General features: G+C 71.1%; 19 protein-coding genes and 1 tRNA gene. 7 read left to right on the forward strand and 13 right to left on the reverse strand.

Annotation, left to right across the window (positions count from 1 at the left end):
* The 5 genes from GL263_RS06250 to GL263_RS06270 all read left to right on the forward strand — a co-directional run.
* Positions 1-762 (forward strand): DUF4344 domain-containing metallopeptidase (locus tag GL263_RS06250; RefSeq protein ID WP_182854574.1); only part of this gene is annotated, 762 nt, incomplete at its 5' end.
* A gap of 160 nt (positions 763-922) precedes the next feature.
* A complete protein-coding gene (gene dnaK, locus GL263_RS06255) occupies positions 923-2,782 on the forward strand; it encodes a molecular chaperone DnaK (protein WP_182854575.1) in 1,860 nt (619 codons plus the stop codon).
* Positions 2,779-3,534 (forward strand): nucleotide exchange factor GrpE, encoded by a 756-nt coding sequence (gene grpE / locus GL263_RS06260; RefSeq protein ID WP_182854576.1) that lies wholly within the window; start codon positions 2,779-2,781, stop codon positions 3,532-3,534. Before dnaK ends, grpE begins: the two co-directional genes overlap by 4 nt.
* Before the next feature lie 54 nt (positions 3,535-3,588).
* Positions 3,589-4,767: a molecular chaperone DnaJ gene (dnaJ, locus tag GL263_RS06265; RefSeq protein ID WP_182854577.1), complete on the forward strand. Its 1,179-nt coding sequence runs from the start codon at positions 3,589-3,591 to the stop codon at positions 4,765-4,767.
* Between the two features lies 1 nt (position 4,768).
* The gene (locus tag GL263_RS06270; RefSeq protein WP_143648714.1) at positions 4,769-5,230 is read left to right on the forward strand and encodes a heat shock protein transcriptional repressor HspR; all 462 of its coding nucleotides are present in this window, start codon (positions 4,769-4,771) and stop codon (positions 5,228-5,230) included.
* Between the two features lie 223 nt (positions 5,231-5,453).
* Here the strand turns inward: GL263_RS06270 and GL263_RS06275 are convergent, their stop codons facing one another.
* Together GL263_RS06275 and GL263_RS06280 are read right to left on the reverse strand one after the other, a co-directional pair.
* Positions 5,454-5,843 carry a subtilase-type protease inhibitor gene (locus tag GL263_RS06275; RefSeq protein ID WP_438947922.1) on the reverse strand — a complete coding sequence of 130 codons (390 nt, stop codon included), beginning with the start codon at positions 5,841-5,843 and terminating at the stop codon, positions 5,454-5,456.
* Between the two features lie 623 nt (positions 5,844-6,466).
* Entirely contained in the window at positions 6,467-7,966 is a 1,500-nt protein-coding gene (locus GL263_RS06280; RefSeq protein ID WP_182854587.1) for an MDR family MFS transporter, read from the reverse strand.
* A 269-nt stretch (positions 7,967-8,235) separates the two neighbouring features.
* Between GL263_RS06280 and GL263_RS06285 the strand changes: the two genes are divergently transcribed.
* Positions 8,236-8,448: a hypothetical protein gene (locus GL263_RS06285; protein WP_182854579.1), complete on the forward strand. Its 213-nt coding sequence runs from the start codon at positions 8,236-8,238 to the stop codon at positions 8,446-8,448.
* 91 nt (positions 8,449-8,539) lie between these two features.
* On the opposite strand, the gene GL263_RS06290 is transcribed toward GL263_RS06285, so the two are convergent.
* From GL263_RS06290 to GL263_RS06320, 7 genes are all read right to left on the reverse strand, one after another.
* On the reverse strand, positions 8,540-9,406 hold the full coding sequence (locus tag GL263_RS06290; protein ID WP_182854580.1) for an RNA polymerase sigma factor SigF: 867 nt from the start codon (positions 9,404-9,406) through the stop codon (positions 8,540-8,542).
* Positions 9,407-9,606: 200 nt separating this feature from the next.
* Entirely contained in the window at positions 9,607-10,350 is a 744-nt protein-coding gene (locus tag GL263_RS06295; RefSeq protein ID WP_182854588.1) for an RNA polymerase sigma factor SigF, read from the reverse strand.
* A 250-nt stretch (positions 10,351-10,600) separates the two neighbouring features.
* A complete protein-coding gene (locus GL263_RS06300) occupies positions 10,601-10,762 on the reverse strand; it encodes a hypothetical protein (RefSeq protein WP_182854581.1) in 162 nt (53 codons plus the stop codon).
* Positions 10,763-10,886: 124 nt separating this feature from the next.
* Positions 10,887-10,973, reverse strand: a tRNA-Ser gene (locus GL263_RS06305).
* A gap of 10 nt (positions 10,974-10,983) precedes the next feature.
* Positions 10,984-11,496, reverse strand: a complete 513-nt coding sequence (locus GL263_RS06310) for a nucleoside deaminase (protein ID WP_182854589.1) — start codon at positions 11,494-11,496, stop codon at positions 10,984-10,986.
* Positions 11,497-11,826: 330 nt separating this feature from the next.
* Complete coding sequence (locus GL263_RS06315; RefSeq protein WP_182854582.1) at positions 11,827-12,369, reverse strand: tRNA adenosine deaminase-associated protein; 543 nt, start codon at positions 12,367-12,369, stop codon at positions 11,827-11,829.
* A gap of 189 nt (positions 12,370-12,558) precedes the next feature.
* Positions 12,559-12,828 carry a hypothetical protein gene (locus GL263_RS06320; RefSeq protein ID WP_182854590.1) on the reverse strand — a complete coding sequence of 90 codons (270 nt, stop codon included), beginning with the start codon at positions 12,826-12,828 and terminating at the stop codon, positions 12,559-12,561.
* A gap of 101 nt (positions 12,829-12,929) precedes the next feature.
* On the opposite strand from GL263_RS06320, the gene upp reads away from it, so the two are divergent.
* The gene (gene upp / locus GL263_RS06325; RefSeq protein WP_182854583.1) at positions 12,930-13,565 is read left to right on the forward strand and encodes a uracil phosphoribosyltransferase; all 636 of its coding nucleotides are present in this window, start codon (positions 12,930-12,932) and stop codon (positions 13,563-13,565) included.
* Between the two features lie 72 nt (positions 13,566-13,637).
* Here upp and GL263_RS06330 read toward each other — a convergent pair whose 3' ends face one another.
* The 4 genes from GL263_RS06330 to GL263_RS06345 all read right to left on the reverse strand — a co-directional run bounded on the left by GL263_RS06330 (position 13,638) and on the right by GL263_RS06345 (position 18,489).
* On the reverse strand, positions 13,638-14,294 hold the full coding sequence (locus tag GL263_RS06330) for a LytR C-terminal domain-containing protein (RefSeq protein WP_182854584.1): 657 nt from the start codon (positions 14,292-14,294) through the stop codon (positions 13,638-13,640).
* A gap of 162 nt (positions 14,295-14,456) precedes the next feature.
* Complete coding sequence (locus GL263_RS06335; RefSeq protein WP_071268372.1) at positions 14,457-14,753, reverse strand: type II toxin-antitoxin system VapB family antitoxin; 297 nt, start codon at positions 14,751-14,753, stop codon at positions 14,457-14,459.
* A 236-nt stretch (positions 14,754-14,989) separates the two neighbouring features.
* On the reverse strand, positions 14,990-16,582 hold the full coding sequence (locus tag GL263_RS06340) for a M28 family metallopeptidase (protein WP_182854585.1): 1,593 nt from the start codon (positions 16,580-16,582) through the stop codon (positions 14,990-14,992).
* A gap of 467 nt (positions 16,583-17,049) precedes the next feature.
* Positions 17,050-18,489: a heparan-alpha-glucosaminide N-acetyltransferase domain-containing protein gene (locus GL263_RS06345; RefSeq protein WP_182854586.1), complete on the reverse strand. Its 1,440-nt coding sequence runs from the start codon at positions 18,487-18,489 to the stop codon at positions 17,050-17,052.
* Positions 18,490-18,647 lie beyond the last annotated feature (158 nt).

The raw sequence follows: 18,647 nt of genomic DNA on the forward strand, positions 1-18,647 counted from the left end.
CTGCTGTGCCTGGTGGCCGTCCCGCTCGCGCTGCTCGACTCCGGCGAGGGGGAGGCGAGGGCGGACTCGCGGGGCTTTGTCGTCGAGTACGGCAAGGCGGGCGAGGGGGAGGGCGCGGACCGCCGGCTGCTGGAGGGCGCCGGGGTGCTGGAGGAGGCGGCGGACCGGCTGAACGCGCGGCTGGTGCTGCCGCGCACGATCCGGGTCACCGCCCGCACCTGTCCCGAGGCCGCCGCGCACTACGACCTGGAGAAGTCGCGTATCGAGATCTGCTACTCGTTCGTGGCCGAGGTCCGGGAGCTGTTCGAGCGTGCGGAGGGGGACGACGCGCGGGTGCGGGCCAAGACCCTCGGCGTGCTCACCGAGACGATCTACCACGAGGCCGCGCACGCGCTCATCGACAAGCTGGAACTCCCCTTCACCGGGCGGGAGGAGGACGCCGCCGACCAGTTCGCGGCCTACCACCTGATACCGCAGGGCCGCCACGGCCGGGCGGCGCTGCTGGCGGCGGCCGAGAACTTCGCGCTGTACGCCGAGGACACCGACCCGGAGGACATCGACTTCGGCGGCGAGCACAGCCCGGATGCGGTGCGGGCCGCCTCCTACTACACCTATCTGTACGGCTCGGACCCGAAGCGGTACGCCCGCCTGGTCGACGACGGCCTGGTCGGCGAGGAGCGCGCGGAGGTGGCGGAGGACGAGTACCGGGCGCTTCGGCGCGGCTGGCGCGCCCTCCTCGCCCCGCATCTCCGGCAGGGCTGAGATCCGCGGAAGCCCCTCGCCCAGGCGCCTCCCACCGGTTTTGTGCGCGATCAGCCGACAGAAGAGTTGAGTCCCCCACGCTCAGGTCTGTTGACGGCCGGGGCACGCTGATGCATGCTTGAGTCAGTTCCACTCATACTTCGTTGGAGGAGATCCCGAAATGGCACGTGCGGTCGGCATCGACCTGGGTACGACGAACTCCGTCGTCAGTGTGCTCGAAGGCGGTGAGCCCACCGTCATCACCAACGCGGAGGGCGCCAGGACCACGCCGTCCGTCGTCGCCTTCGCGAAGAACAGCGAGGTTCTTGTCGGTGAGGTCGCCAAGCGGCAGGCCGTCACCAACGTCGACAGGACGATCCGGTCGGTCAAGCGCCACATGGGCACCGACTGGAAGATCAACCTGGACGGCAAGGACTTCAACCCGCAGCAGATGAGCGCGTTCGTGCTGCAGAAGCTGAAGCGGGACGCCGAGGCCTACCTGGGCGAGAAGGTCACGGACGCGGTCATCACCGTCCCGGCCTACTTCAACGACCACGAGCGCCAGGCCACGAAGGAGGCCGGCGAGATCGCCGGTCTGAACGTGCTGCGCATCGTGAACGAGCCGACGGCCGCCGCGCTGGCCTACGGTCTCGACAAGGAGGACCAGACGATCCTGGTCTTCGACCTCGGTGGCGGTACGTTCGACGTCTCGCTGCTGGAGATCGGCGACGGTGTCGTCGAGGTGAAGGCCACCAACGGCGACAACCACCTCGGCGGCGACGACTGGGACCAGCGGGTCGTCGACTACCTGGTCAAGCAGTTCCAGTCCGGCCACGGCGTGGACCTGTCCAAGGACAAGATGGCCCTCCAGCGTCTGCGTGAGGCGGCGGAGAAGGCCAAGATCGAGCTGTCCTCGTCCACCGAGACCTCGATCAACCTGCCGTACATCACGGCGTCCGCCGAGGGCCCGCTGCACCTGGACGAGAAGCTGACCCGCGCCCAGTTCCAGCAGCTGACGGCCGACCTGCTCGAGCGCTGCAAGACGCCGTTCATGAACGTGATCAAGGACGCCGGCATCCAGCTGTCCGAGATCGACCACGTCGTGCTGGTCGGCGGTTCCACCCGCATGCCCGCCGTCGCCGAGCTCGTCAAGGAGCTGACCGGCGGCAAGGAGGCCAACAAGGGTGTGAACCCGGACGAGGTCGTCGCCATCGGCGCGTCCCTCCAGGCCGGTGTCCTCAAGGGCGAGGTCAAGGACATCCTCCTGCTGGACGTCACCCCGCTGTCCCTCGGTATCGAGACCAAGGGCGGCATCATGACCAAGCTGATCGAGCGCAACACCACGATCCCGACGAAGCGTTCGGAGATCTTCACCACCGCCGACGACAACCAGCCGTCCGTGCCGGTGAACGTCTACCAGGGTGAGCGCGAGATCGCCGCGTACAACAAGAAGCTCGGCATGTTCGAGCTGACCGGTCTGCCCCCGGCGCCGCGCGGCGTCCCGCAGATCGAGGTCACCTTCGACATCGACGCCAACGGCATCATGCACGTCTCCGCCAAGGACCTCGGTACCGGCAAGGAGCAGCGCATGACCGTCACCGGCGGCTCCGCGCTCCCCAAGGACGACATCGAGCGCATGATGCGGGACGCCGAGCAGTACGCGGAGGAGGACAGCAAGCGCCGCGAGGCCGCGGAGACCCGCAACCAGGCCGAGCAGCTCGTCTACACCACCGAGAAGTTCATCAAGGACAACGAGGACAAGGTCCCGGGCGAGATCAAGACCGAGGTCGAGGCGGCCGTCGCCGACCTCAAGGAGAAGCTGAAGGGCGAGGACACCGCCGCGATCCGCGAGGCGTCCGAGAAGGTCGCCACGACCAGCCAGAAGCTCGGCCAGGCCATGTACGCCGACGCGCAGGCCCAGCAGGCCACCGCCGGTGGCCCGGCGGGTGGCGCCGACGCCGGCCAGGCCGGCGAGGACGACGTCGTCGACGCCGAGATCGTGGACGACGAGAAGGACAAGCGACAGGGTGGTGCCGCGTGACGGAGGAGACGCCGGGTTTCGACAACAACGAGCCCGAGGTCCCCGCCGACGACGCCGCACGCTCCGATGACACGGCGCGGGGCACCGGGTCCGCCGACCAGGCGGGCCCGGGCGCCCCGGCGGCGGAGTCGGAGGGGGCGTCGGCCGCCGGCGAGGCCAAGCCGGGCTCCGGAGACGGACAGGAGGTCCAGCAGGTCGCGCTGACCGCCCAGTTGGACCAGACGAGGACCGCCCTGCGCGAGCGCACGGAGGACCTCCAGCGGCTCCAGGCGGAGTTCGCCAACTACCGCCGCCGTGTCGAGCGGGACCGGGTCACGGTCAAGGAGGTCGCCGTCGCGAACCTGCTGACCGAACTGCTCCCGGTGCTGGACGACATCGGTCGCGCCCGCGACCACGGCGAGCTGGTCGGCGGCTTCAAGGTGGTGGCCGAGTCCCTGGAGACGGTCGTCGCCAAGATGGGCCTCCAGCAGTTCGGCAAGGAGGGCGAGCCCTTCGACCCGACGGTCCACGAGGCGCTGATGCACTCGTACTCGCCCGAGGTGAGCGAGACGACGTGTGTGCAGATCCTCCAGCCGGGCTACCGCATCGGCGAGCGCACCATCCGCCCCGCGCGGGTGGGCGTGGCCGAGCCGCAGCCCGGCGGGCCCGCCAGGTCCGAGGACGCGTCCGCCGACGCCGGCAAGGACGTCAAGGAGGCCGGGGAGGCCAAGGGCTCCGACGACGGGGAGAACGGTGGCCCCGAGGAGGGCTGACGCCAGGGCGGTGACCGTGCAGGTGCGGCAGGTACGGAAGGAGGGACGCCGAGGATGAACCTCAGCAGGGAAGTCCTGGAGAAGGATCTCTACAAGGTCCTCGGCGTGCCCAAGGATGCCACCGAGGCGGAGATCAAGAAGGCGTACCGGAAGCTCGCCCGCGAGTTCCACCCGGACGCCAACAAGGGCGACGTCAAGGCCGAGGAGCGCTTCAAGGAGGTCTCCGAGGCGAACGACATCCTCTCCGATCCCAAGTCCCGCAAGGAGTACGACGAGGCGCGGACGCTGCTGGGCTCGGGCGGTTTCCGCCCGGGCCCCGGCGCCGGCGGCAACTTCAACTTCGACCTGAACGACCTCTTCGGAGGCCAGCAGGGTCAGGGCGGAGGCGGCGCCGGCGGGTTCGGCGGCGGCTTCGGGGACATGTTCGGCGGCCTGTTCGGCCGGGGCGGCCCGGGCACCCGGGCGCAGCCCCGGCGCGGCCAGGACGTCGAGTCGGAGGTGACGCTCAGCTTCACCGAGGCCGTCGAGGGCGCCACCGTCCCGCTGCGGATGTCCAGCAGCGCCGCCTGCAAGGCGTGTTCGGGTACCGGCGACAAGAACGGCACACCGCGCGTGTGCCCGACGTGCGTCGGCACCGGGCAGGTCAGCCGGGGCGGGGGCGGCGGCTTCTCGCTCACCGACCCGTGCATGGACTGCCGGGGTCGCGGCCTGATCGCCGAGGACCCGTGCGACGTGTGCCGGGGCAGCGGGCGGGCGACCAGCTCGCGCACGATGCACGTCCGCATCCCGGCGGGCGTCGCCGACGAGCAGCGCATCCGGCTGCGCGGCAAGGGCGCGCCCGGCGAGCGCGGCGGCCCGGCCGGCGACCTGTACGTCGTCGTCCACGTCGACAAGCACCCGCTGTTCGGGCGGCGCGGGGACAACCTCACCGTCACCGTGCCCGTCACCTTCCCGGAGGCGGCGCTCGGCGGAGAGATCCGCGTTCCGACGCTCGGCGAGCAACCGGTGACGCTCAAACTCCCCCCGGGCACCCCGAGCGGGCGTACGATGCGCGTCCGGGGGAAGGGAACGGTACGTAAGGACGGCACGCGGGGTGACCTGCTGGTCACCGTCGAGGTGTCCGTCCCCAGGGAGTTGGGCGACAAGGCGCGGGAGGCCCTGACGGTCTACCGCGAGGCCACCGCCGGGGAGGACCCGCGGGCGGCGCTGTTCAAGGCCGCGAAGGGAGACTGACGTGACGACGACCGGCCGAGGCGGACGCAGAAACAACCCCTACGAGCTGACCGAGGAATCACCGGTCTACGTCATCTCCGTCGCCGCGCAGCTCTCCGGGCTGCACCCGCAGACGCTCCGGCAGTACGACCGGCTCGGCCTGGTCTCCCCCGACCGCACGGCCGGGCGGGGCCGGCGCTACTCGGCGCGCGACATCGAGCAGCTGCGCGAGGTGCAGCGGCTCAGCCAGGACGAGGGCATCAACCTGGCCGGCATCAAGCGCATCATCGAGCTGGAGAACGAGGTGCGTGCGCTGCGGGCGCAGGTGGCCGAGCTGACCCAGGCGGTCGAGGGCGCGGCGGTGGCGATGCGGCAGCGGGAGGCGCAGGTCCACGCGTCCTACCGCAGCGAGCTTGTCCCGTACCGCGACGTGCACCGGCCGAGCGCGCTGGTGGTCTGGCGGCCCCAGCCGCGCGACGACTGAGGGCGCGCCCGCCGCCTGGTGGGACAACGGCGAGAGGCCCGACCGGTGGTGACCGGTCGGGCCTCTCGCCGCTCGTGTGGAGACGAGGTGCGCCGGGGCGAGCCCGGGAACGGGGGTGAGTCCCGGGCTCGCCCCGGCGGGGTCCCGCACCGCGGGGAGGCGGCGGGACGGCCTCGCGGCCCGGTGGCGCAGGGCGTTACGCCACCGGGCGGGTCCTCGCGTGTCAGAACGCGAAGACGTGGGACTGCTCGGCGCCCAGCACGCAGCTGTTGCCGAACGTGCGCTCGTAGGACACCCGGCGGCCGTCGAAGACTCCTTCGGCCGTGACCACATAGGGGTCGTAGATCATCGGGCACATGCGGTCCTCGTTCACCGGCAGCGCGTTGAAGTCGCCGTCCGCCTTGAACAGGTCCGCACACGCCTTGGCCGCGGCGGGGTGTGAGCCGCCGGTCGGCTGGCAGTTCAGGGTGACCGCGCGCAGCGGAACGCTGCTGGCGGCGGTCTCGCCCTTGGCGACGGTGAGCGTCAGGGCGGTGGGCGCGTAGAGGGAGTCGGACGTGGCGGGGGTGGCGAGGGCGGTGCCGCTCAACGGCCCGAGCACTGCTGCTGTCAACAGGGTGCCTGCCGTTGCCCATCGCGCGGTGTTCCGCATTGTGTGCTTCCTTCCGCTTTCGGGGTATGTGACGGATTGCGTTGTCGCGTCTCGGAGTCTGCCGAGAATCTCCACACCGCGCACATCAACCGATCAAAACAAGTAGCGATGCGTATCACATGCGTGGCCGAATGTGACGGGCGCGCGCCGGTGTGAGGCGTGGTCGAACCGCCTCTGGCCATGGGGGACTTCAGATCCGTTGAAGCCGACACTATGTGTCCGTGCGGTTACGGACAGCGTAGTGATTGGCCGAAATCGTACGGCTGTTGGCCAACCGAACGGCGCTTCCCGCGCGTTGGGCGGCGTAGGAAGCGCGGTGAAGGCGTGCGGCGCGTGGGGCGTGCGGCGCGTGGGGGCGCGCGCCGCACGCCGCCCGACGGGTCCCGGGTGGTCGACTTCGGAGACGGGTGAGGCCCTGGGTTCGGGGAGCGGCCTGGCACGGTCCGGTTCCGCGTGGGCGTCGGGGTGCCGGGCGGTGTCACGGCTCTCAGGTGACGGTCGGCACGCGTTCCCCGACCCTCGGGGTGGCCGGAGGCCGAGGCCGCGGAGGCGCCCCACGACGGGCTGACGCCGGCGGCCCGCCGCTACTCGCCCGCCGCGCGGCGGGCCAGTGGCACCTCGCGGACGGCGAGGACGAGCAGCAGCGCCACCAGCGCGATCGGCGCCGCGTACAGGTGCACGTCGGCGATGCCGTGGCCGTACGCGCTCTCGATCACCTGCCGCACGGGAGCGGGCAGGCTGCCCAGGTCGGGGATGCCGCCGCCCGCGGCGCCGCTCTGCGGGATGCCGGCGGCCGCCATGCCCTCCTCGACGTAGTGCGAGACCCGTCCGGACAGCGCCGCGCCGAGCGCCGAGACGCCGACCGCGCCGCCGAGCGAGCGGAAGAAGGTGACGGAGGAGCTGGCCGCGCCGAGTTGTTCGGGGGAGACCTGGTTCTGGGTGGCCAGGACGAGGTTCTGCATCATCATGCCGATACCCGTGCCCAGCAGCCCCATGTACACGGCGAGTTGCCAGTAGGCGGTGTCGTACCGCATCGTGCCGAGCAGTCCGAGGCCGGCGGTGACCAGGGTGCCGCCGGCGACCAGCCAGGCCTTCCAGCGGCCGGTCCTGGTGATCACCAGGCCGGAGACCGTGGAGGAGACGAAGAGACCCGCGATCATCGGGATCGTCATGACGCCAGCCATCGTCGGCGACTCGCCGCGCGCGAGCTGGAAGTACTGGCTCAGGAAGACCGTCGAGCCGAACATCGCGACGCCGACGAACAGCGAGGCGAACGCGGAGAGCGCGATCGTGCGGTTGCGGAAGAGCCACAGCGGCATGACAGGCTCGGCCGCGCGGGCCTCGACGCGGACGAACAGCACGCCGAGCAGGACCGAGCCGCCGACCATGACCGCCGTCTGCCAGGAGGCCCAGGCGTAGGAGTCGCCGGCGAGCGTCACCCACACCAGCAGCAGGCAGACGGACGCCGCGACGAGCAGGGCGCCGAGCCAGTCGACGCGCACGTCGGGTCGTCGGACCACGGGCAGTCGGAGGGTGCGCTGGAGCACTGCCAGCGCGATCACCGCGAACGGCACCCCGACGTAGAAGCACCAGCGCCAGCCGAGCCCCGGGGTGTCGGTGATCACGCCGCCGAGCAGCGGACCGCCGACCGTGGCGACGGCGAACGTGGCGCCGAAGTAGCCGCTGTAGCGGCCGCGTTCGCGCGGCGGGACGAGGGAGGCGAGGATCACCTGCGCGAGCGCCACCAGGCCGCCCACGCCGATTCCCTGGACCGCGCGGAAGGCGATCAGCGCACCGGGCGACTGGGCGAGCCCGGCGCCCGCCGAGGCCAGGACGAAGACCACGATCGCCGACTGGACGAGCACCTTCTTGCTGGCCAGGTCCGCGAGCTTGCCCCACAGCGGGGTGGACGCGGTCATCGACAGCAGTGAGGCGGTGACAACCCAGGTGTAGGCGCTCTGGCCGCCGCCGAGGTCGGCGACGATCCGGGGGAGCGCGGTGGAGACGACCGTCGAGGAGAGGATCGCGACGAACATGCCGAGCAGCAGCCCGCTCAGCACCTTCATCACCTGCCGGTGGCTCATCAGCGGGGCGGCGGGTCCGGTGCTCGCGGGCTTGTCGGTCGGGGCGCGGGCCGCCTCCGCCGTGGTCGCTTCGGTCACCTGTCGTCCCGTCCCTTCCGAGGCATATAGTTCGTTGCTCTAAGCAACTGTACGCCCAGGGGGACGCGCGCTCGGGCCCGGAACGGGCAAACATCGGTTAAAGAACGCGCACGCCCGCGGAGGTCGCGGAAGACGCCCGCAGGGGCCGACCGGGGTGCCGGAGCCCCCTCCCGTTCGCTAGGGTCGCGTCCATGGCTCACAACCCCCATGCACCGCAGGGACCGCAGGGCGGTCACGACCCCGCCGGCAGCACCCAGATGTTCCGCGCCTTCGTCGACGAGGGCACCCCCCGACAGGCCGCCGCTCCGCCGCCGGCCACGCGCGGCCCGCGCGTCGGGCTGATCGCCGGAGTGGTCGCCGCCGTGGTGGTCCTCGGCGCGATCGTCTGGCTCGCGATGGGCTGACCCGTCACCTGGGCGGCGGCGCGACCGCCGATGCGCGCGCGCCCCGCCTCCAGCGGGCCGCCGGTCTGTCCGAGTCCGGCGGCCCGTCGTGTCACTCCTCCGCGATGAGCCCCTCGCGCAGCTGCGCGAGCGTCCGGGTCAGCAGCCGGGACACGTGCATCTGCGAGATGCCGACCTCCTCGCCGATCTGCGACTGCGTCATGTTGGCGAAGAACCGCAGCATGATGATGCGGCGCTCACGGGCCGGCAGGCGGGCCAGCAGCGGCTTCAGCGCCTCCCGGTACTCCACGCCCTCCAGCGCGGCGTCCTCGTAGCCCAGGCGGTCCGCCAGGGACCCCTCGCCGCCGTCCTCCTCCATCGACGGCGAGTCCAGCGAGCTGGCCGTGTAGGCGTTGCCCACCGCCAGGCCGTCGACCACGTCCTCCTCCGACACGCCGAGGCAGGCGGCGAGTTCGGGCACGGTGGGGGAGCGGTCCAGCTTGTGCGACAGCTCGTCGCTCGCCTTCGTCAGCGCCAGCCGCAGCTCCTGGAGGCGGCGCGGCACCCGCACCGACCACGAGGTGTCGCGGAAGAAGCGCTTGATCTCGCCGACGACGGTCGGCATCGCGAACGTCGGGAACTCCACGCCGCGTTCGCAGTCGAAGCGGTCGATCGCCTTGATCAGGCCGATGGTGCCGACCTGGACGATGTCCTCCATCGGCTCGTTGCGGCTGCGGAACCGGGCGGCCGCGTAGCGGACCAGCGGCAGGTTCAGCTCGATCAGGGTGTCCCGCACGTAGTGCCGTTCGGGGCTGTCCTCGTCCAGCGCCGCCAGCCGCAGGAAGAGTGAGCGGGAGAGGGCGCGGGTGTCGATGCCGTCGGCGTGCCGGACAGCGCCGTCCGGCCCCGCGGCACCCTGCGGTGCGTTGGTAGTGATCTCGTCGGTGAGCACCTTCGAGCTGCCCAGTTCTACGGACATGCCACCCCCTTGAGGATCGCGGACGGGTCGCTGCGGCTGTCCCCGGTTGAGGACGGGTCCCCCACCTGAATACCGGAGGCGGGGACGCCGCAAACGCACTTCTTGCAGATTGTCACAAGTCAGCAACGCGATGTAGCGCCATGTCGATAAAACAGCACAGCTGGGAAGACTGTCGAGCCCCCGGGGGTCACTCGAACTGGTTAGCTCTCGATGGTGTTTGCGGCTCGCAGCCTCGCGAAGCTGCGCGACAGCAGCCGGGACACGTGCATCTGCGACACCCCCAACTCCGCGCTGATCTGCGACTGCGTCAGGTTTCCGTAGTACCGCAGCACCAGGATGCGCTGCTCCCGCTCGGGCAGTTGGACCAGCAGGTGGCGCACCAGCTCCCGCCGTTCCACGCCGTCCAACTCCGGGTCCTCGTAGCCGAGTCGGTCGACGAGGCCGGGCATGGCGTCGTCGCGCTCGGTGACCGCCTCCAGCGACGTCGGCCGGTAGGCGCGGCCCGCCTCCAGGCAGGCCAGCACGTCCTCCTCCGGCACCCGCAGCCGCTCGGCGATCTCCGCGGTGGTCGGGTGGCGCCCGTGCTGGACCGTCAGGTCCTCGGTCGCGCCGCTGACCTGCGCCCACATCTCGTGCAGCCGCCGCGGCACGTGCACGGTGCGCACGTTGTCCCGGAAGTAGCGGCGGATCTCGCCGACGATCGTCGGCATCGCGAACGTCGGGAACTGCACGCCGCGGTTGTGGTCGAAGCGGTCGATGGCGTTGATGAGCCCGATGGTGCCGACCTGGACGATGTCCTCCATCGGCTCGTTGCGGTTGTGGAAGCGGCGTGCGACGTACCGGACGAGCGGGATGTTCAGCTCGATCAGGGCCGCCCTGGCGCGGTTGTGCTCCGCCGTCCCCGGCCGATGCCGGGCGAGTCGTTCGAAGAGCGCCTGCGTCATCGCCCGGTTGCCGGCGCTGCGCTCCTCGCGTGCCTGAGTCGCAGCCACCGTCGGACCACCCCTCTCGAACGTTCAAGTCTGTAACACCCGGGAAAAGCGGTCATAGCATCACAATTCCCCATGCTTGTGTGCAAGGAGGTGCACGCCGTGTTGATGGTGACCGGGTACGGCCGAACGGCCCCCGCGCCGCGGCGGGTGAACAAACGTTCCTGTTGGTGCGGCGCGGCGTCAGAGCCGCGGCAGGAGGGTGTCAGTTGACCAGTTCGGTCATGAACTTGCCGACGCCCTGCGCGGCGCTGGAGATGCCCTCGAAGCCGACGTGGACGAGCTCGGACGCCCGCTTCGGCGAGGTGATGATCGTGTACAGCACAAAGGTGACCAGAATGAACAGAGCGATCTTCTTTACCTGCATCCCCTTCGCCCTCCCCGGCCGCACTCCGCCCCACGGACATCGGGCGGTCGCGTGAGTCTAACCGGAGGGGCGCCGAACGCCGAAGGGCCGGGCTCTGACGAGCCCGGCCCTTCGGTTTCACGAGCGGTAGCGGTGGGATTTGAACCCACGGTGGAGTTGCCCCCACACTCGCTTTCGAGGCGAGCTCCTTCGGCCGCTCGGACACGCTACCGAGAGGAAGCTTAGCCCACGGGCGGGCGTGCGCCGAAATCGGTTCCCCGGCGGCCCGGCGCGGGGCGCGCGCCGGGGGCGCGGAAGAAGTCGGTGAGCAGGCCGGCGGCCTCCTGCTCCAGTACGCCGCCGATCACCTCGGGCCGGTGGTTGAGGCGGCGGTCGCGGACCAGGTCCCACAGCGAGCCGGCGGCGCCGGCCTTCTCGTCCCGCGCGCCGTAGACGATCCGGTCGACGCGGGCCAGGACGCTCGCGCCGGCGCACATCGTGCACGGCTCGAGGGTCACGACGAGAGTGCAGCCGGTCAGCCGCCACTCGTGCGGCGGGGCGCCGCTGCGGGCGCGCAGCGCTGCGGCGGCCGCCCGCAGCGCGACGACCTCCGCGTGCGCCGTCGGGTCGCCGTCGGCCTCACGCGCGTTGCGCCCGCGCGCGAGTGGTTCGCCGTCCGGGCCGAGGACCACCGCGCCCACCGGCACGTCGCCGGTCTCCCGGGCGAGCGCGGCCTCGTCGAGGGCGAGGCGCATCGCGGGGAGCCAGGGGGCGCGCAGTGGGTCGTTCACAGCGACAAGTCTGCCTCAGGCGTCGCCGCCCGCGTCCTGGCCGGGCGCGGGACGTCCAGGCGCGGGACGCTCCGGCGTGGGGCGGTTCGGCGTGGGACGCTCCGGCGTGGGGCGGTTCGGCGTGGGGTGGTTGGGTGTGGGGTGCTTCCGCGCCCCGACATGCGCTGGCGTGTGCTCGTGTGCCGCGGCGCCCCGGTGCGCCGGGCGTGCGCGGGGCGCACCTCCCTGCCGGCGCACCCGGAGAGGGGCATGGCGGGGTTCGCGGGCCGTGCCGCGCGGGCACGGCCCGCCGACTCATCTGACGGCTTCCAGCACGTCCGTGCAGCCGAGCACGTCCGCGATCTCGCTCAGCGCCTCCTCCGGGCTGAGCATCAGCACGCCCTTCTCGTCGATGCCCAGGTCGTCCAGCAGGGCGGCGTCGCCGACCGGCCCGGCCGGCACCGCCTCCGCCGGACCGGGCGCCTCCCTGTCCTCCTCGTCGTCGTGCTCCGGCTCGCCCTCCTCGGTGCCGTCGAGGTCGACGAGGCTGTCGTAGTCCTCCGGGGCCTTGGGGTCGCGGCCCAGCACCTCGTCGGTGAGCAGCAGCTCGCCGTACGCGCTGCGGGACGCGGCGGCGGCGTCGGACACGAAGACGCGCGGGTCCTCCTCCTCGCCGTCCACCCGTACGACGCCGAACCAGGCGCCGTCCTGTTCGATGCAGACCAGTACCGTCTCGTCCCCGTGCGCCGCTTCGCGGGCCAGGTCGGCGAGGTCGGTCAGGGTCTCCACGTCGTCGAGTTCTGTGTCGCTCGCTTGCCAGCCGTCGGCGCTGTGCGCGAGAAGTGCGGCGAAGTACACCGTGAATCTCCCACTGGTTGCCTGAGTTCCCGGGTGAGCAAAGGAGGGGCGGTGAGGCAGGGTGCCCCGCTCACTCGGAATCGTGACAGAAACCTGGCGTGGGTGAGGGGTCTTCCGCCGTGCGTCGGGCATGTGTTTGCGGTTCGGCCGGATGTGTCCCCCGGACGGCCCGGGGAGGTTTTCCGACCCTCACCAGCGGAACGTACGCATCCGCATCTGCTGGCGCAGCCTCGCCACGCGGGCGCGGCGCGGCTGCACCCGTTCCCGCAGGGCCTGCGCCTCGCTCAGTTCGCGCAGGAAGCGCGCCCTGCGCCGCAGCCGGTCCGTGTCCACCGTGCCCTCGCACAGCCCGGCGTCCGGCGACAGCGGCTCGCCGGCCGCGTCGACCTCGGCGGACGCGGGCGCCTCGGCGCCCCGGCCGACCCGCCGTCGACCGCTCGAACCCTTCAGGTCGGACATAGGCCTCACCTCCGGCGTATCAGACCACTCTGCCCCGGACCAGCGGTTTCACGCCACCCGTGTGCCGGGTGCGGTCATCCTGCTCGGCTACTGTCGAAGTCATGCGGACCCATGTCGTCGACCACCCGCTGGTGGCGCACAAACTGACCACACTGCGCGACGAGCGCACCGACTCGCCGACCTTCCGGCGCCTCGCCGACGAGCTGGTGACCCTGCTCGCGTACGAGGCGACCCGCGAGGTGCGCACCGAACAGGTGGACATCCGGACGCCGGTGACCGAGACCACGGGTGTCCGGCTCTCCAGCCCCAAGCCGCTGGTCGTGCCGATCCTGCGGGCCGGGCTCGGCATGCTCGACGGCATGGTCCGGCTGCTGCCGACCGCCGAGGTCGGCTTCCTGGGCATGATCCGGGACGAGGAGACCCTGCAGGCCACCACCTACGCCACCCGGATGCCCGACGACCTCTCCGGTCGTCAGGTGTACGTGCTGGACCCGATGCTGGCGACCGGCGGCACGCTCGTCGCGGCGATCAAGGAGCTGATCGCCCGGGGCGCGGACGACGTCACCGCGCTGTGCCTGCTCGCCGCGCCGGAGGGCGTGGAGGTCATGGAGCGGGAGCTGGCCGGTACGCCGGTCACCGTCGTGACGGCGTCGGTGGACGAGCGGCTGGACGAGAACGGCTACATCGTGCCCGGCCTCGGCGACGCCGGCGACCGGATGTACGGCTCGGCGGGCTGAGTGCCCGTGTGAGAGGTGTGGGGCGGCCCCCGTGGTCGGCCCCACACCGGTCTCGCCGGCTGGTCCGGATCGTCAGTCGCAGGGGGACGTCGACGGCGCCGGGTTCGCGAGCGCGGTGAGCGTGCGGGCGGCGGTCGCCGGGGGCGTGAGCTTGCGGTAGCCGTCGCCGAGTACCAGGTCCACGCTTGTCGCCGCGTCGCCCTTCCGGGCCCGGTCGGTCTTCGTCTGGGCCTTCGCCAGGTGTGCGCCGAGCACGGCGAGCGCGCCGTCCCGTTCGGACTTCGGGGTGCCGAGCAGCAGGCCCGGCGCCTTCACCTTCTTGTCCAGCTCCTCCGGGGCGTTGTCGACGGCGCCGATCCGGAAGCCGCGCTTCTCCAACTGCTCGGCGGTGTCCTTGGCGAGGCCGGTGCGGTCGGTCGCGTTGTAGACGTTGACGGTGATGGCCGCCGGTTCGGGCAGCTTCAGCGGCTCGGCGTCGGCGACCGGCACGCTGGCCTTGCATTCCTGGCCCGTCGAGCGACCGGCGGTCGCCCGGTCGGTATCACTTCCGGTGAACACGTCGACGAGCTGCACGACACCCCAGCCGACCAGGGCGAGGGCCAGCACGACGGCCGTGGCCGCCGTGCCGAGGAGGAATCTGCGACGGCCCTTCGACCGTCGCATGCGCGGGTACCGGCTGCCGGTGATCCGGTACTTGCCGCCCATGCCGGGGGGAGTCAGCATGCTCATAGCCGCAGGGTATCCCCGGCCGTGGGACATGCCTACAAGCTGATCAACCGATCGGGGGGCGGGTAACCCGGAAGGCGCAAACCAGGACTTTCCGGGCGGGTTCCGGGAAGGCGTGATCGGGCGCCCCGCTCGGCGGCGCGCCGGCCCGTGCGGGCCGTTCGCTCAGTCCAGTTCCAGCACCCGGGCGTGCAGCACCTGGCGCTGCTGGAGGGCCGCGCGGACGGCGCGGTGCAGCCCGTCCTCCAGGTAGAGGTCGCCCTGCCACTTCACGACGTGCGCGAAGAGGTCCCCGTAGAACGTGGAGTCCTCGGCGAGCAGCGTCTCCAGGTCCAGTTGGCCCTTGGTGGTGACGAGCTGATCCAGGCGCACCGGACGCGGGGCGACGTCAGCCCACTGGCGGGTGCTGTCCCGACCGTGGTCCGGATAGGGCCGACCGTTACCGATTCGCTTGAAGATCACACGGAAAGCCTACCGGGCGCCGGGCGGCGGTCGCAGCCTCGGCGGGCGCCCCCGAACCGGATGTACCGCCCAAAACGGGCTTCTCGTCGGGCGGGCAGCCTCGCCGGTTTCCCCCGAAAGTGTCCGTGTACGACGCGGGAGGGGCGGGTACCGGACCGTCCGGTCCCGTACCCGCCCCCTGCTTGCGTCACGTCAGCCCGCGCCTACCGGCCCGGACCCGAGGCGCGCGGCCCGACTCACTTGGCGACGGCCTCGTCGTGGCCGTGGTGCTCGTGCAGACCGCCACCGCTACCGGTGCCGCCGCTCGTCGGAACGAACGGCACCTCGTCCTTCAGGCTGCCGGTGTCCCACGCGTAGTGGCCCACGGTGTGCGCGATGACCTTCATGTTGATGTCGAAGGCCTTCTTGTCGACGTTGTTGATGTCGTCGCACGCCTGGTGGTAGCACGCGTCGTACGCGACACCCGCCTTTCCGCCCCACAGCTTGGCCTGCGCCTCGGTCTTGATGCCCTCGGCGCCGGTGAAGGTACCGCCCGAGGGGATGCCGACCTCGATGAACGGACCGTAGTCCGAACGGCCGCTGAAGTCCGTGCCGCGCGGCTCCTCGCCCCGCGACTTGATGAACTTGTTGATCTTGTACTCGATCTGGGCGGATCCGTCCGGGCCCGGGCCGGCGCCCTCGCCGTCGGAGTCGTCACCGTCGTAGACGAAGAGCCCGTAGTTCGGCGACGCGATCATGTCGAAGTTCAGGTACAGCGCGATGTTCTCGCGCTCCTTCTCCGACAGCTCGTCGACGTAGTACGTCGAACCCTGCAGACCGATCTCCTCGGCCGTCCACAGCGCGAACCGCACCTGGTTCTTCGGGTGCTTCTTGTGCGGCTTGTGGTGGTTCAGCTTGGTGGCCTTGGCATACTGGAGGGCCGTCTCCAGGACGCCCGCCGAACCCGACGCGTTGTCGTTGATGCCCGGGCCGTCGGTGACGGAGTCCAGGTGCGCGCCGACCATCACGACGTTGTCCTTGTCGCCGGTGGGCGTCTCGGCGATCACGTTCGGGGTGGTGCGGGTCTCCTGGAACTCGATGAGCTCCAGGTTCACCTTCACCGTGCCCTTGGCGACCTCGGCGGACAGCGCGTCGCCGTGCTCCTTGGTGATGCCGCCGGTCGGGATCTTCGCGGCGTCGGCGTCGCCCAGCGTGCCGTTCAGCTCGCCGGCGGTGTTGTTGTAGATGACGGCGCCCACCGCGCCGGCCTCCGCCGCGTTCGCCTGCTTGGCGGCGAAGGTGCAGCCGCCGCGCTGGATGAGCGCGACCTTGCCGGTGAAGTCCTCCGGCGCGAAGTCGTCGGGGGAGCAGCCGGTCAGGCCCTCGGGGTGCCTCGGCACCTCGGCGACCTCCGCCTCGATGCCGCCCTTCGGGGTGCTCTTGGTGTACGTCATCAGCTTGATGGCGACGTCCCGCTCCTCGGGGGCGAGGACCTTCAGCTTCTCCGCGACCGTCTCGCGGTACACGAAGTCGAAGTCCTGGTACGTCACCTTGTAGCCGGCCGCCTTCAGCAGCGTGCCGGCGTACCGGGCGGAGAGCTCGTGGCCGCGGGAACCCGCGGCGCGGTTCTTGTCGTGGGCCACGGCGATGGACTGAAACACCCTCAGGTGCTTCATGCCGTTGGCCTGCCCGGTGCTCTTCACGAGCTCCGCGGCGAGCTTCTCGCCCTCGCTGGGCTTGCCCTTGGCGACGGCGGGAGAAGCGGTGGTGGCGATGATGAGGGGGGTGGCGAGTGCGGCTACTGCGAGAGCCGCGGTGGTACGCCGTCTCCTCTTCTGTGGAGCGTGCACAGACGGGTCCTTCCAGTGCGTTGGCAGGGACGAGCTGTTCGGCGTCGGGACAGCCAAGTCCGGGTTACGGACATGTGATGGAAGGGAAAGTTAGCGCCACCCGGGCCCGGTGGGAACGCATGTGGCGCAGATCACCGAGGGTAGTGCCCCGGATGGGGGGAAACGTTCACTCCCGTCCCCGGCCGTCCATCGCGCTCAGCAGCGCGAAGACCGCCGGAGTGGCTCCGCTCACGTTGTTCGAAACGTTGGTCGCCCCCGTGGACGGCTACCATCCGTAGCGGCCGTCCACGGGAGCGAATTCGCCCTGCTATGCGCCCTGTTGGGCAGTGTTGGTGCGTCAGTTGCTCCCCGAGGCGACTGGTGTGCGAGGGTTTGCGGCGACTGGCGCCTTCGTCTGCTCGGCCCCCTTTGCGGACTGGCTGGAAACGTTCTCAGCGCGCCGCGCGAGGATCGTCGCCGGACTGGCCCTACGCGCCCGCGCCGGTCCTGGCGGTGGGCGGCTCGGGCGCCGCGCCCTCCCCGGTGGTCGAGGTGCCCCCGGAAGCCGGGCCCTTCCCGGTGGTCGAGGCCGGAAGTCCCGAGTCGCGCACGCTCGCCCTGGTCGCCCGCTTCGACAGGGACGTCAGCAACCGCTCCAGCGGCCCCTGCCCGAACCAGCGCCGCCACGCGACCGCGAACACCAGCGCCCCCAGCGTCAGCAGCGCGAAGCCCTTGAAGCTCTCCTCGGCGCCGTTCTCCACCGCTATCTTCAGCGCGACGGCGTGCCCCGCGTACAGCGTGAGCGCCATCGAACCGGCCGCCGCCAGCGGGTACAGCGGGCGCCGGACAAACCCCGGAGCCAGCAGGCACAGGCCCAGAATCATCAGCGCCACACCGGAGGAGCCGATCACCTCGAACGGCGTACCCGAGTGCGGGTACGAGCCGACAAGCGCGTCGGGCAGCGACCGGAACAGCTCACCGAAGCTCTCGTCGCCGAACTCCCCCTCCTCGTCGCCCTCCGCCGCGTCCTTCGGCTCGCAGGAGACGTACCCCTCGTCGTACTCCGAGCACACCAGCCCGTCGAAGTCGATGTCCTCCGCCGGAACGGGCTCCGGCATCTCGAAGTCCTCGTCGCCGCCCAGCGAACCACTCGCCGAGTACGAGCCACCCGACTTGTCGTCGACGACGACCCGGTCCACGCCGTGCGCCTTCTCGCTGGCCCAACCGCCGCCGTAACCGGCAAGCGCCATCACCAGCCCCACCGCGACCAGCCGCAGCTGAACCCGCCGCGCGGTCAGGTCCAGCCGCCCGACCCCCATGCCCAGAAGCACAAAGGCGATCCACACCAGCGCCGGGTACACGCCGCCGAGCGTCAACCCGACAACACCGTCCGACGGGTTCATCTTCCAGATGGCAAGCGCGCCGTTCAGCAGATACGCCGCCGCGGCGCCCGTCACCCCCATGATCGCGGCCCCGATGAACAACCGCCGCGGGCTCCACCGCAGGAACAGCACGCTCACCGCGAGCAGGACCGCGTACACCTCGAGGATGACGGCGATCGACTCCAACGCGGTCAGCAGCGAACCGAGGGCGAGCAGCAGGACCGCGCGGATCAGGATGCGCGTCCGGGCGTCGCGCAGCGTCTCCCCGTCGTAGCGGCGGGACCCACCGGACAGCAGGGCCACGGACACGCCGGCGAGCGTGGCGAAGAGGATCGAGGACCGGCCGTTGACGAGGTCCGCCCAGGTGGACGGGTTCCAGCTCAGTTCGTCGGTCATCAGGGTGTGCGCGCCGAACATCCCGACGACGGCGATTCCCCGGGCCAGGTCGATGCCGGGGATGCGGCGCCGGGGCGGCTTGGTGGCCGGCCCGCCGGGCGCCTCGGAGCCTGCGGCGACGACGCCGCCAGGCGGAGCGATTGTGGACATTCCCGAAGGTTAGGGAGTCGTTTTGCCCGTTGTGATCAGCCTTTGGCGTGATCTACCCGCCGGTCACGTAACCCCTGAGTAGCCCCCTTCCGTAGACGAAAGACGCGGCCGCCGGCGCCGGTGCAGGGCCAGCGGCCGTCCGCGGACCGTCGCCGGGG

This window comes from Streptomyces durbertensis, from assembly GCF_014156695.1.
Taxonomy (GTDB): domain Bacteria; phylum Actinomycetota; class Actinomycetes; order Streptomycetales; family Streptomycetaceae; genus Streptomyces; species Streptomyces durbertensis.